The organism is Solirubrobacter ginsenosidimutans, assembly GCF_027587205.1.
Genome location: NZ_JAPDOD010000003.1, coordinates 147,201 through 161,136, shown reverse-complemented (window position 1 = coordinate 161,136; position 13,936 = coordinate 147,201). Strand labels below are relative to the sequence as shown.

Genomic DNA, 13,936 nt, shown 5'->3' with positions numbered 1-13,936 from the left:
TTTAAACCGGCGGGCGCGGGCGCTTCTGCCATCGTGATGGCCATGGCCTCCTCGGAACCGCGCAGCGTCAAGATCTCCGATAACGAGCGGACCGGGTGGTCCTCAGACCGGCCGGGTCGCCCCGGCGAGGCCGAACGGCCGCCACGCAAGCTCGACGTGAGCGTGCGCGGGCGCGTGCTCGCCCCCTCCTTCCGGATGCGCTACTCGCCCGGGAGCCTCGTGGTCATCGCGTGCGCGGACGCGCAACTGCGCGCGCGGTTCGTTGCGCGCGTGATCGATGAGCAGAGCGCGGTGCTGTCGCTCGACAAGGTCCGCGCACTGCTGGCCGGCAAGGTCGCCGAGGCCGACCTGGACGCCAAGGCCAACGCGCTGCTCGACGCCGCCGCGTCCAAGCGCTTCGCCGCCGGGCAGACGGTCGTGGTCCCGGTTCAGACGCTGTCGCCCGAGGAGCGCGAGCGCTTCGTGCGCCTCGCCGCCGCGCACCGGCGGGCGCGGCACCTCGTGCTCGTCGAGGCGAGCAAGGACAAGGTCTCAGACGCCGACCGGGAACCGCTCGGCGACCTGCGCACCGCGCTCAACGCGGGCGAGCTCGGCCAGGAGGGCTTCATGACCTCGCTGCGCCTCGGCGGCAACACGATCGAGGAGCTCAAGAAGATCATCTTCGCCCCGCCCCCGGCGGACGACTAGCCCCCGTTTAGCCATCTGCACGGGAAATGAGAGGCATCTGATCCTCATCTGCACCTAAGGTTCCGTTAAGGCTGCCGTCACTGGACGACGTGGAGCCGCAAGCAACGGAGGGTCAGGGTTATGAGGATTGGGTCGAGAGGGCTCGCGGCCGGTGCACTGGCACTGGCGGCGCTGGCTCTGGGGGGCGGCAGCGTCGCACAGGCGCAGAGCGGTCCGGTGCTGGAGAACGGCAAGACGAAGGCCGTTTACAACTACAAGACGGCGATCCGCGAGCGCGTGTTCATCCCGCAGCCGGGGATCGACCAGGACCGCAACGGTCAGATGGACTGGGTCACCGCGGACATCATCCGCCCGGCCGAGGGAACCGCCGCGAACAAGATCCCGGCGATCATCGATCCTTCGCCGTACTACACGACGGTCTGCCGCGGCAACGAGACGCAGTGCATGGCCGACTGGGACAACGACGGCCTCAACGATCGCTGGCCGCTGTTCCTGGACAACTACTTCATCCCGCGCGGCTACGCGTACGTCCTCGGCCAGATGAACGGCACGGGCTACACGACCAACGGCTGCCCGATGCACGGCGGCCCCGGCGACATCGCCGGCGAGAAGTCGATCGTCGACTGGCTCAACGGCCGCGTGAAGGCCTACAAGGCCGCCGACCTGACGTCGCCCGAGGTCGTCGCCGACTGGCACAACGGCTCGTCCGCGATGATCGGCAAGTCCTACGACGGCACGCTCTCCAACGGCGTCGCCGCGACGGGCGTCGAGGGCCTGAAGACGATCGTGCCGGTCTCGGCCATCTCCTCCTGGTACCTGTACTCGCGCACCGGCGGCATCCGCAACAACACCAACTACCCCGGCGGGAGCCTGAACCCGACCGTCACGACGGCCGGCGGCACCAACAACCCGCCCGGCGTGAACCTGCCGGAGCGCCGCACGCTCTGCGCCCCGGTCAACGCCGACATCTCCAACGACGCCAACGTCGACACCGGAGACGGTGACGCCCACGGCGACATCAACACCTTCTGGAACGACCGCGACTACGTCAAGGACGCCTCCAAGGTCAAGGCCGCCGTCTTCGCCACCCATGGCTTCCAGGACGACAACGTCCGCATGGACCACGAGTGGAACTGGCAGCAGGCGCTGAAGGCCAACGGCGTCAAGACGAAGCTCTGGCTGCTGCGCGCGGGTCACACCGACCCGTTCGAGTCACGCCGCGCGGAGTGGGTCAACACGCTGCATCGCTGGTTCGACCACTACCTCTACGGCGTCAACAACGGCATCGAGAACGAGCCGTCGGTGACCATCGAGGACGAGAAGGACGTCTGGAAGGACTACACGAGCTGGCCGATCCCGGGCACCGAGAACGTCAACGTCTTCCTGCGCGGCACGGGCGACAACGCTGCGGCCGGCTCGCTGGGCGGCTCCTCGGGCGGCGCGGCCGACACGGTGAACTTCACCGGCACCGCGGGCTTCGCCAACGAGACGACGATCATGAACACGCCGACGGGCACGCAGGCCAACCGCCGCACGTTCCTCTCGCGCCCGCTGACGAAGGACGTCCGGCTCTCCGGCCAGGCCAGCTTCGACATCGTCGCCTCGGTTCCGGGCACCCAGGAGAACTACGGCGCGCTGCTGGTCGACTATGGCGCCGGCACCCAGGTCACGCGCAGCGGCGAGGGCATCTCCAACACGACCACCCGCACCTGCTGGGGCGACACCAGCACGGGCGGCCCCGACTGCACCGTCGGCCAGCCGTGCACGGCCTCGGTGCGTGAGATCGACACCGCCTGCTACCTCGAGGTGACCAAGCCGACGCAGTCCGTCACGCAGTGGCGCGTCACCCGCGGCACGCTGGACTCGTCCAACCGCAACTCGCTGTTCTACACGGCGGCGACCCCGCTGACGCCGAACGCGATGACGCGGATCACGTTCCCGACGTTCGCGACCGAGCACATCTTCAAGGCCGGTCACCAGATCGGCATCGTGATCGTCGGCAACCTGTTCGGCGCGAACGCCTCCGGCACCGCGGCCACCTCGGCCTCGCCCGCGCAGCCGATCACGATCGACACGAAGCTGTCGAAGGTGATCCTGCCGATCCAGGGCGGCTACGCGGCCCTCGCCTCGGCCCAGGGCACCGACGCGGAGACGGTCGCCCCGGTCATCGGCGCCGCCCCCAACGTGTCGGCGCACACCGCTGACCCGACGGGCACGGTCGTCAACTACACGCTGCCGACCGCCACCGACAACGAGGACCCGAACCCGACGGTGACCTGCACGCCGGCCTCGGGCACCAAGTTCACCGTCGGCTCCACGGTCGTCACCTGCACGGCCAAGGACACCAACGGCAACACCTCGACGAAGTCGTTCAACGTCGTCGTCGGCATCGACTCCACGGTCGGCGGCGCCGTGCCGGCCACGCTGAGCCTGACGCTCGGCGCTCCGGTGCAGTTCGGCGCGTTCACGCCGGGCGTCGCCAAGAACTACACGGCGGGGACCACCGCGAGCGTCATCTCCACGGCGGGCGACGCGACGCTGAGCGTCGCCGATCCCAGCTCCGTGGCCACCGGCCGCCTGGTGAACGGGTCGTTCGCCCTGGCCACGGCGCTGCAGGGCCTGGGCACGATCAAGACCTGGTCTGCCCCGACCTCCAACGAGTCGGTGCCGATCACGTTCACGCAGTCGATCGCGGCCAACGAGCCGCTGCGCACGGGCACGTACAGCAAGACGCTGACGTTCACCCTGAGCACGACGACCCCGTAGTTCACCTGCAAACCAGCTGATTCTCACCCGCGATGCACCGGCTTCTCATAGTCGGTGCATCGCGTGGATTCTCATCCACACCCTGTGGACGAATGATGGTTGCCGGGACCTCCGAACCGCCCATATCGTTGCACGCGCAAGGCCGTCGCGTGGGCCGCGGCGGCTGGGTCTGCTGCATACGGAGGTTCAATGAGGAATGGGGCAAGAGGGCTTGCCGCGGGCGCGTTCGCGTTCGCAGCAATGGCTCTCGGCACCGGTGGCGTGGCACACGCCGCCGATCCCGTCATCACGGTCGGCGCGGACGGGAAGACCGCGCCGGTCTTCAGTTACGCCGACGCCAAGCGTGAGCGGGTCTGGGTGCCCAACACCGGCGTCGACCAGAACAACGACGGGGTCATCGATCGCATCGCGATCGACATCATCCGCCCGAAGGAGTCCGGCCCGAACCTGAAGGTTCCGGCCATCATCGACGACAGCCCGTACTACACGTCGGTCGGGCGGGGCAACGAGACGCAGTTCATCCACACGACCGCGGATGGCGTGCTGGACAAGTTCCCGCTGTTCTACGACAACTACTTCGTCCCGCGCGGGTACGCGGTCATCCTCGCGCACGCGGACGGCACCGCCTTCTCGACGGGCTGCCCGCTTCATGGCGGCCCGGGCGACGTCAACGGCTTCAAGTCGGTCATCGACTGGCTCGAGGGCCGCATCCCGGGTTACACGTCCTCGACGGGTGACACGCTCGCCGTGGCCGACTGGGCCAACGGCAAGAACGCGATGATCGGCAAGTCCTACGACGGCACGTTCGCCAACGGCGTCGCCGCCACGGGTGTCGACGGTCTCACGACCATCGTCCCGATCAGTGCCATCTCCGACTGGTACGACTACTCGCGCATGGGCGGCATCCGGGAGAACACCCACTACCCGCACAGCCTGGACAACAGCATCACCGCGACGCAGTCGCTGGCGACGCTGGGTGTGCTGCCGCCCGATCACCGGACGTCGTGCACGACGGTGTTCAACAACCTGGACCTGATCGACGGTGACGCCACAGGCGACATCAATCCGTTCTGGAACGATCGCGACTACGCCAAGGACGTCAGCAAGGTCAAGGCCGCCGTCTTCGAGTCGCACGGCATCAACGACGACAACGTCCGCCCGGATCAGATGTACCGCTGGTGGACCGGCCTCGCCGCCAACAACGTCCCGCGCAAGCTGTGGCTCTCGCTCGAGGGTCACGTCGATCCGTTCGACTACCGCCGTGACGCGTTCGTCGACACCCTGAACCGCTGGTTCGACTACTGGCTCCAGGGCGTCCAGAACGGCATCATGGACCAGCCGCGGGTCGACATCGAGACGTCCGCCGACACGTTCACGCAGTTCGCCGACTGGCCGCTGCCGAACACCTCGCCGACGAACATCTACCTCGGCGGCCGCGGCGCCGGCAAGTCCGGCTCGCTGCTGCTCAGCTCGGGTGGGGACTCCGACAGCCTCGCGTTCACCGACAACTCGCTGTCCGAGACCAACGCGATCAACACGCCGAACGGTTCGCAGGCCAACCGCCTGTCGTTCCTGACGCCGAAGCTCAAGACCGACCTGCACCTCTCGGGGCAGCCGATCATCGACATCCAGGCGTCGCTCAGCACCACGCAGAGCAACCTGGCGGCGCTGCTCGTCGACTACGGCCCCGGCTCCCACGTGGGTCGCGGCGGCAGCGACGGCGTCACCAACACCACCACCCGCACCTGCGTCGGTGATTCCACCGCCGCAGACAGCGCGTGCTACCTCACGGTCACCAAGCCCGTGCAGACGGTCACGTCGTGGCGCATCTCCAAGGGCATCCTGGATTCCTCGAACCGCGACTCGCTGATCGACGGGCAGGCCAGTCCGGTCGTCGCCGGTCAGAAGTACGAGTTCAAGTTCCCGGTCCTGCCGACGGAGTACACGATCCCCGCCGGTCACCAGCTCGGCGTGATCCTGCTCGCCAACTACTCGATGGGCGTCGCCGGCACCCGTGGTGCCGTCGTCACCGTCGACACGAAGGCGTCGAAGGTCATCCTGCCGGTCACGGGCGGTTCCGCCGCCGCGACCGCGACGGGCGCGTTCGTCGCCGACACCACGGCGCCGACGCTCGCGCCGATCGCCGACGTCACGGCCAACACGACGGACCTGACCGGGACCAACGTCTCGTTCTCGACTGCCGCGACCGACACGCAGGACGCGGCTCCGACCGTGACCTGCGACAAGACGAGCGGCTCGAAGTTCCCGATCGGCGCCACGACGGTCACCTGCACGGCGACCGACGCCAACGGCAACGCCTCGGCGCCGCAGTCGTTCAAGGTGACGGTGTTCGACGTCACCACCGCCAACGGCGACACGACCGGCACGGTGCCGGCCACCCTGTCGCTGACCCTCGGCACGTCCGCCGCGTTCGGGTTCTTCACGCCCGGCGTCACGAAGACCTACGAGTCCTCGATGTCCGCCAACGTGATCTCGACCGCCGGCGACGCGCTGCTGAGCGTCGCCGACCCGAGCTCGGACAACACCGGGCATCTGGTCAACGGCGCGTTCGCCCTGCCGCAGCCGCTGCAGGCCCGCGCCCGCAATGCCGCCAACACCGGCACCCCGTACAACAACGTCGGTTCCTCGGCCTCGCCGCTGAACCTGCTGACCTATAGCGGCCCCGCGTCCAACGACGCGGTGACGCTCGGCTTCAGCCAGCTCGTGAACTCCTCGGACCCGCTCCGCACGGGTACGTACAGCAAGACGCTGACGTTCACGCTCTCGACGACCACGCCGTAGTGGCCTGAGCCGCGGCGGTCCAACGACCGCCGCGGCTCATCTGTTTTGCCTCTTATGGGGCAAAAGGTCGTTGACTTGCGCTTCCCTTCATCATAAGGTTCGGGATCCGGGTCCTGGGCTTCTGAGGGGGAGTAATGAGGAAGACGTTCTTGCCATGGTTGGCGTGCGCCGTGATCGCGGTCGTCGTGATCCCGGCGCTGGCTTGGGGCGCGCCCGCGCGCGACGGCCAGCCCGTCGCCGACGCGGCGTTCACCACCAGGGACAACGCCTTCCAGGACGCCGGCGGCAGCAGCCCTGACGACAACGAGGTCACGATCCCGGTCGGCGGAACGGTGACGTTCACCTCGACCGACGGCGAGACCAATCGCGCGTCGCACAACGTCGACTTCGACTTCGAGACGCAGCCGTCGGTGTGCAACCAGACCGACGGGTCCAACCCCGACGTCGAGCTCGATGTGGACGGCAAGGCGCCGATGCCGGGGTACCCGCAGCCCGCGGACTGGGAGGGGTACTGCACCTTCAACACCCCCGGCACCTATCACTTCTTCTGCCAGGCGCACACGGCCGAGATGACGGGAACGATCGTGGTCACCGGAACCGCGACGCCGACGCCGACCGCGACCGCCACTCCGACCGCGACAGCGACGCCGACCGCGACCGCCACGGCCACGCCACCCCCCACCGCGGCCAAGTTCGACGCACACGACGGACTGCCCAACTACTGGCAGGACGCGGCCACCCCGGGCTCGGGTGATCACAGCGTGACGATCACCGTCGGCCAGCGGGTCACGTTCGGGTACCCGAGCGGCGGCAGCGTCCACAACGTGACGTTCAACGGAACGCTGAAGCCGACCTACTGCCCGCAGACCAAGGCCTCGCCGCTTGGCGGCGGCATCGATCCCGACGATGCGCCGCCGCTGCCCCAGAACTTCCTACCGGCGGGCTGGGAGGGCTTCTGCCAGTTCGACGCGGCAGGGACATATGCGTTCGTCTGCGGCGTCCATCCCGAGATGACCGGAACAGTGGTGGTCGAACCGGTGGCCACACCGACGCCCACCGCCACACCCACGGCCACCGCCACGCCCACTGCGACGGCCACGCCTACCGCCACGCCGACACCGCCGGACACGACGATCACCGGCGGGCCAAGCGGATTGACCAATACGACCTCGGCATCCTTCACCTTCACGTCGACCGCGCCGGCCGCGACGTTCGAGTGCAAGCTCGACACCCCGTCCGGCGCGGGGACGTACGCGTCCTGCACCTCGCCGCAGGCGTACGCGACGACCGCGAACGGGACCTACACGTTCTCGGTCCGATCGACCTTCCCGGCCGGGTACCCCGACCTGAGCCCGGCGACGAGATCGTTCACCGTGGACTCCGCCCCACCGGACACGACGATCACGAGCGGCCCGACGGGCACGACCGCCTCGACATCCCCGTCGTTCGCGTTCACCAGCACCGAGGCCGGCTCGACGTTCGAGTGCAAGCTCGACACCCCGTCCGGCGCCGGCACGTACGGCAGCTGCACCTCGCCGCGGGCCTACACGACGACCGCCAACGGCGCGTACACGTTCTCCGTCCGCGCGACCGATAGCGTCGGCAACGTCGATCCCAGCCCGGCCACACGGTCGTTCACGGTCGACACCGTCGCTCCGGACACGACGATCAACACCGGCCCCACCGGCGCGACGAACAGCAACACGCCGTCGTACACGTTCTCCGCGAACGAGGCCGGCTCGACGTTCGAGTGCAAGCTCGACGGCCCGGGTGCCACGACGGGGACGTTCGCGCTGTGCACCTCGCCGCGGGCGCTCGGCCCGCTCGCCGACGGCGCCTACACGCTCTCGGTCCGCGCGATCGATGGCGTGGGCAACGTCGACGCCAGCCCGGCGACCCGCACGTTCACCGTGGACACGGCCGCGCCGGACACGACGATCACCAGCGGCCCGACCGGTTCGACCAACGTCGCTTCGCCGTCGTTCGCCTTCACGGGCAGCGAGGCCGGCTCGACGTTCGAGTGCAAGCTTGACGGACCCGGCGCCACGACCGGCACCTACGTCAGCTGCACCTCGCCGCGGACCGTCGGCCCGCTCGCCGACGGCGCCTACACGTTCTCGGTGCGCGCGACCGACGGCGCCGGCAACGTCGACCCCAGTCCGGCCACGCGCTCGTTCACGGTCGAGACGTCCGCGCCGGACACCGCGATCACCAGCGGCCCGACGGGCCTGACCAACGTCGCCTCGCCGTCGTTCGCGTTCACGTCCACCAAGGCCGGCTCCACCTTCGAGTGCAAGCTCGACGGCCCGGGCGCCGCCACGGGGACGTTCGCGGCCTGCACCTCGCCGCGGGTCCTCGGCCCGCTGACCGACGGCGCCTACACCCTCACGGTGCGCGCCACCGACAGCCTCGGGACGCCGGACGCGACCCCGGCCACGCGGTCCTTCACGGTCGACGCGACCGCGCCGGACACCACGATCACCGGCGGGCCGACCGGCGTCACGAACGCCAACAGCCCGCAGATGACGTTCTCCGCGACCGAGGCGGGCTCGACGTTCGAGTGCCGGCTCGACGGTCCCGGCGCGGCGGTCGGCTCGTTCTCGCCGTGCACCTCACCGCGCATCCTCGGCTCACTGACCGACGGCGCGTACACGTTCATGGTCCGCGCGACGGATGCCGCGGGCAACGTCGACGCGACCTCGGCGTCGCGCTCGTTCACGGTTGACACCACCGCGCCGGACACGACCATCACGGGCGGCCCGACGGGCACGACGTCCGGCACGGCGCCGTCGTTCACGTTCACCGCGACCGAGGCGGGCTCGACGTTCGAGTGCAAGCTCGACACGCCCGCCGGCGCCGGCACGTACGCCACCTGCACCTCGCCGCGGGCGTACACGACGACCGCCAACGGCGCGTACACGTTCTCCGTGCGCGCCACGGACGGCGCCGGCAACGTCGACGGCACCCCGGCGACCCGCTCGTTCACCGTTGACACCGCGGCGCCGGACACCACGATCACGGGCGGCCCGACGGGCACGACGTCCGCGACTGCGCCGTCGTTCACGTTCACCGCGACGGAGGCGGGCTCGACGTTCGAGTGCAAGCTCGACACGCCTGCCGGCGCCGGCACGTACGCCGCCTGTACCTCACCGCAGGCCTACGCCACCACCGCCAACGGCGCGTACACGTTCTCCGTGCGCGCGACCGACGGCGCCGGCAACGTCGATCCAAGCCCGGCCACACGGTCGTTCACGGTCGACACCGCCGCGCCCGATACGACGATCACGAGCGGTCCGACCGGGACCACGAACGTCGCCTCGCCCTCGTTCGGCTTCAGCAGCAGCGAGGCCGGTTCGACGTTCGAGTGCAAGCTCGACGGCCCCGGCGCGGCCACCGGCACGTTCGTGAGCTGCACCTCGCCGCGGGTCGTCGGCCCGCTCACCGACGGCGCCTACACGTTCTCCGTCCGCGCCACCGACGGCGCCGGCAACGTCGACGCCAGCCCCGCCACCCGGTCATTCACCGTCGAGACGACGGTCCCCGACACCACCATCACCAGCGGCCCGACCGGAACCACCAACGTCGCCTCACCGACGTTCGCGTTCACCTCCACCAAGGCCGGATCGACCTTCGAGTGCAAGCTCGACGGCCCCGGCGCCACCACCGGCACCTACGCCAGCTGCACCACGCCGCGCACCGTCGGCCCCTTGGCTGACGGCAGCTACACGTTCTCTGTCCGCGCCACCGACAGCGCCGGCAACCCCGACGCCAGCCCCGCCACGCGGACCTTCACGGTCGACACCGCCGCACCCGACACCACGATCACCAGCGGCCCGACCGGGACCACCAACGTCGCCTCGCCCTCGTTCGGCTTTACCAGCACCGAGGCTGGGTCGACGTTCGAGTGCAAGCTCGACGGCCCCGGCGCGATCACCGGCACGTTCGTGAGCTGCACCTCGCCGCGGGTCGTCGGCCCGCTCACCGACGGCGCCTACACGTTCTCCGTCCGCGCCACCGACGGCGCCGGCAACGTCGACGCCAGCCCCGCCACCCGGTCATTCACCGTCGAGACGACGGTCCCCGACACCACCATCACCAGCGGCCCGACCGGAACCACCAACGTCGCCTCACCGACGTTCGCGTTCACCTCCACCAAGGCCGGATCGACCTTCGAGTGCAAGCTCGACGGCCCCGGCGCCACCACCGGCACCTACGCCAGCTGCACCACGCCGCGGGTCGTCGGCCCGCTCACCGACGGCGCCTACACGCTGTCCGTCCGCGCGACCGACAGCCTCGGCACCCCGGACCCGACCCCCGCCACACGCGCGTTCACGGTCGACACGGCGGCGCCCGACACCACGATCACGGGCGGCCCGAGCGGCACGACGACCGCGACCTCGCAGTCGTTCACGTTCACCGGCACCGAGCCGGGCTCCACGTTCCAGTGCAAGCTCGACACGCCCTCCGGGGCCGGGACATACACGGCGTGCACCTCGCCGCAGGCCTACACGACCACCACGCTGGGGGCGTACACGTTCTCGGTGCGCGCGACCGACGGTGCAGGCAACGTCGACGCCACCCCGGCGACGCGGGCGTTCACCGTCGAGGCGGTGGCCACACCCACGCCGACGGCAACCCCGACGGTCACGGCCACGCCGACGGCAACCCCGACGGTCACGGCCACGCCGACCGCAACCCCGACGGTCACGGCCACGCCGACGGCAACCCCGACGGTCACGGCCACGCCGACGGCAACCCCGACCGCCACGGCCACGCCGACCGCCACGGCGACCCCGACCGCCACACCCACCGTGACGGCCACGCCGACCCCGACGGCGACGAGCACGACGGGCACCGTGTCCGGCAACGTCTCCCCGACGCTGTCGCTCACCCTCGGCAACCCGCCGGTCCTCGGCCCGCTGCGTCCCGGCATCGCCGCGGACTACACGGGCTCGATGACCGCCCAGATCACCAGCACCGCCGGCGACGCGACGCTCACCGTCGCCGACCCGAGCGATCAGGCCCCGGGTCACCTGGTCAACGGCACCCGCGCCCTCGCGAACCCGCTCCAGGCGTTCGCGACCAACGCGGCCCAGCCCACATCGGCGTTCGCGCCCATCGCCGGCAGCGCCACCCCGCTGGTGCTGCTCACGTACCCGGCGGCGATCGCCAGCGACCCCGTGTCGGTCATGTTCAAGCAGACCATCAGCGCCACCGAAGGCCTGCGATCCGGCACCTACGGCAAGACGCTGACGTTCACGCTGTCGACGACGAACCCATAGCCGGAACCTAAGCGCCCATCGGGGGTTACCCACACCCCCGATGGGTTCTTACCCTCACCAGCACCTGGGGTGCCTGCCTCGTGGTTCGAGGAGGGTGGCGAGCGTAATTTGCTGTCCATGATCGCCGCCACGCCCCTCCCCCGTCCGACGAGCGCGATCCGGCTGCCGTTCTCGCCCCGGGCCCGCCTCCAGATCGGGCTGTTCCTCTTCGCGTACCTCGTCTACAGCGCCGCGCGCTTCGTGACGGTCGGCGACCTCCCGTCTGCCCGCGATCACGCGGAGTGGATCGTCAACCTCGAGCGCTCGACCGGCACCGGCGTCGAGGCCTCGGTGCAGCACGCGTTCGCCGGCACGTGGATGATCTGGGTCCTCAACCACCTGTACCTGATCGCCCAGCTCGGCGTGATCCCGGCGGTGCTGGTGTTCCTCTACAAGCGCAACCCGGCGATCTACGCGACGCTGCGCAACACGATCCTCGCGACGTGGCTGATCTCGGTGCCGGTGTACGGCCTCTTCCCGGTCGCCCCGCCGCGGCTGGCCGACATGGGCATCAGCGACACGATCACCCAGGGCACGAGCTTCGCGATGAACTCGAACTTCACGACCTCGTTCTACAACGAGCTCGCGGCGGTGCCGAGCCTGCACGTCGGCTTCGCGGTCGCCGTCGGCTTCGCGCTCTTCGCGGCCCTCGAGCACCCCGCGCTGAAGTTCCTCGCCCTGCTGTGGGGCCCGGTCATCGGCCTGGCCGTGGTCGCCACCGGCAACCACTTCGTGTTCGACATGGTCGCCGGCGTCTTCGCCAGCGCGGCGGGCTACGGCCTGGGCGCCGTGGCCGGGCGCATCCGCATCAAGCGGCCGAGCACGGTCAGCGGGTTCGGCCCGGCCTTCGCCGACGCCTGAGCGCAGATCACCAGCGCCAACACGGTGCCGATCACGGTCAGCACCGTGCTGGTGCCGACGAAGAACGCGGCGACGTGTGAGGCGGAGACCGTGTCGCCCGTGATCGGGCCGAAGGTCGCGGCGAGAATCGCGGCGCCGGCGCCGACGCTCGCGGGCGAGAACGGCACCAGCCGCCCGCTGGACTGCGCGAACACGACGAGCAGCACCGCCGCGGGCGTCGCGGGCAGCCCGAACGCCGCGAGGAAGCAACCGAGCGCGACGAGCCGGAGGACCCGGCTGAGCAGCTGCCACGGCAGCACCTGGCGCGAGTAGGCCTTCGGGCAGCGCAGCAGCGCGCAGCCGTGGGCCGCTTTGGCGAGGAACCGCCGGACCCGGACCGAGCGGCGCGCGAGCAGGTACGCGCCGACGGCGACGAGCAGCACGGCGGGCACGTAGAAGAGGGTCGAGGTCGACAAGCCGAAGCTCGGCCCGAGGCCGACCGCCAGGCCGAACGCGAGCAGCGCCCCGCCGATCGCGGTCTCCCCCACGCACTCGGCGACCAGCGTGCCGGTCAGCAGCGCTCCGCCGGCTTCAGGCGTCCGCCGGTTGAGCACGAGCACTCGCACGGCGTCACCGCCACGGGCGGAGACGACGCCGCCGGCGCCGGCGCCCGCCACCCACGCGGCGACCGAATGGCGCTTGCGTGGCGCGGTGCCGTCCTCGCACGCCGCCTCGACGACCGCGTGCCAGCCGATCCCACGCGCGACCTGGTTGAGCAGGTGGAAGACCACGCCCAGCACCAGCCACGCCGGTGCAACACCGGCGACGGCGTCGACCAGGCCGGCGATGGCGTGCTCGAAAGCCTCGGCCACGGCGTCCATTCGCTTCATAGCCTACCCGCGCCGCCTAAGGAAAAGCCGCGGTGACCAGGTAGCGTTCAGCTTCTGGGGTGTGCGTGCTCTCTCGCGGCTCGAGGCCTGCGGCGCGGAGGTCATCCCGGAGTTCATCGGCCGTGAACGGCCAGACCGTGAGGCGCTCGGTGACCGCGCCGACGGTCACTTCGAGCGTGGTGGGCGTGCCGGGCGACCAGACGCGGGTCACGCGGACACGGCGACCGCCGCGCTCGACCTCCTCGGCTCCCCCCGCCTGCTCGCGCTCCCAGTTGCGGGAGGTGAGGATCAGCGTTCCGCCGGGGCGCAGCGCGCCCGCCATCGCCGACAGCGCGGCGCGGCGGTCCCGCGCGTGGCTGATCGAGTTGCCGACGCACAGGACCGTGTCGAAGTCCCCGGTCGGCGGCAGGTCCTCCCAGCCGCACACGCGGGCGTCGACACCGAGCGCGCGGGTGCGCCGGACCATGTCGGGCGAGAGGTCGGAGGCGTGGGTGTCGTAGCCGGCGCGCGCCAGGCCGGCCGCCAGGAGCCCGATGCCGCACGCGCAGTCGAGCACCCGCGCCGGCGCCGCCGGCAGCCACGGCGCGAACGCGGCCACGTTGCCCTCAGGCGTGAGCAGCGGCTCGGGCG

The 13,936-nt window shown here is 70.4% G+C and carries 7 protein-coding genes; 5 read left to right on the top strand and 2 right to left on the bottom strand.

Annotated elements, in window-relative coordinates:
* Positions 1 to 42 precede the first annotated feature (42 nt).
* From OM076_RS05615 to OM076_RS05595, 5 genes are all read left to right on the top strand, one after another.
* On the top strand, positions 43 to 687 hold the full coding sequence (locus tag OM076_RS05615) for an AAA family ATPase (RefSeq protein WP_270038504.1): 645 nt from the start codon (positions 43 to 45) through the stop codon (positions 685 to 687).
* A 120-nt stretch (positions 688 to 807) separates the two neighbouring features.
* A complete protein-coding gene (locus OM076_RS05610; RefSeq protein WP_270038503.1) occupies positions 808 to 3,453 on the top strand; it encodes a CocE/NonD family hydrolase in 2,646 nt (881 codons plus the stop codon).
* 240 nt (positions 3,454 to 3,693) lie between these two features.
* Entirely contained in the window at positions 3,694 to 6,255 is a 2,562-nt protein-coding gene (locus OM076_RS05605; protein ID WP_270038502.1) for a CocE/NonD family hydrolase, read from the top strand.
* A gap of 134 nt (positions 6,256 to 6,389) precedes the next feature.
* On the top strand, positions 6,390 to 11,537 hold the full coding sequence (locus OM076_RS05600) for an Ig-like domain-containing protein (protein WP_270038501.1): 5,148 nt from the start codon (positions 6,390 to 6,392) through the stop codon (positions 11,535 to 11,537).
* A 117-nt stretch (positions 11,538 to 11,654) separates the two neighbouring features.
* A complete protein-coding gene (locus tag OM076_RS05595; RefSeq protein ID WP_270038500.1) occupies positions 11,655 to 12,437 on the top strand; it encodes a phosphatase PAP2 family protein in 783 nt (260 codons plus the stop codon).
* Here OM076_RS05595 and OM076_RS05590 read toward each other — a convergent pair.
* A complete protein-coding gene (locus OM076_RS05590) occupies positions 12,350 to 13,297 on the bottom strand; it encodes a lysylphosphatidylglycerol synthase transmembrane domain-containing protein (protein WP_270038499.1) in 948 nt (315 codons plus the stop codon). The genes OM076_RS05595 and OM076_RS05590 overlap by 88 nt on opposite strands.
* A gap of 25 nt (positions 13,298 to 13,322) precedes the next feature.
* Positions 13,323 to 13,904: a class I SAM-dependent methyltransferase gene (locus tag OM076_RS05585; protein WP_270038498.1), complete on the bottom strand. Its 582-nt coding sequence runs from the start codon at positions 13,902 to 13,904 to the stop codon at positions 13,323 to 13,325.
* Positions 13,905 to 13,936: the final 32 nt, after the last annotated feature.

Excerpts from the sequence above, each read along its gene's own strand:
- OM076_RS05600 (WP_270038501.1), top strand. The coding sequence starts at position 6,390 with ATGAGGAAGACGTTCTTGCCATGGTTGGCGTGCGCCGTGATCGCGGTC.
- OM076_RS05610 (WP_270038503.1), top strand. The coding sequence starts at position 808 with ATGAGGATTGGGTCGAGAGGGCTCGCGGCCGGTGCACTGGCACTGGCG.
- OM076_RS05590 (WP_270038499.1), bottom strand. The coding sequence starts at position 13,297 with ATGGACGCCGTGGCCGAGGCTTTCGAGCACGCCATCGCCGGCCTGGTC.
- OM076_RS05615 (WP_270038504.1), top strand. The coding sequence starts at position 43 with ATGGCCTCCTCGGAACCGCGCAGCGTCAAGATCTCCGATAACGAGCGG.
- OM076_RS05605 (WP_270038502.1), top strand. The coding sequence starts at position 3,694 with ATGGCTCTCGGCACCGGTGGCGTGGCACACGCCGCCGATCCCGTCATC.
- OM076_RS05595 (WP_270038500.1), top strand. The coding sequence starts at position 11,655 with ATGATCGCCGCCACGCCCCTCCCCCGTCCGACGAGCGCGATCCGGCTG.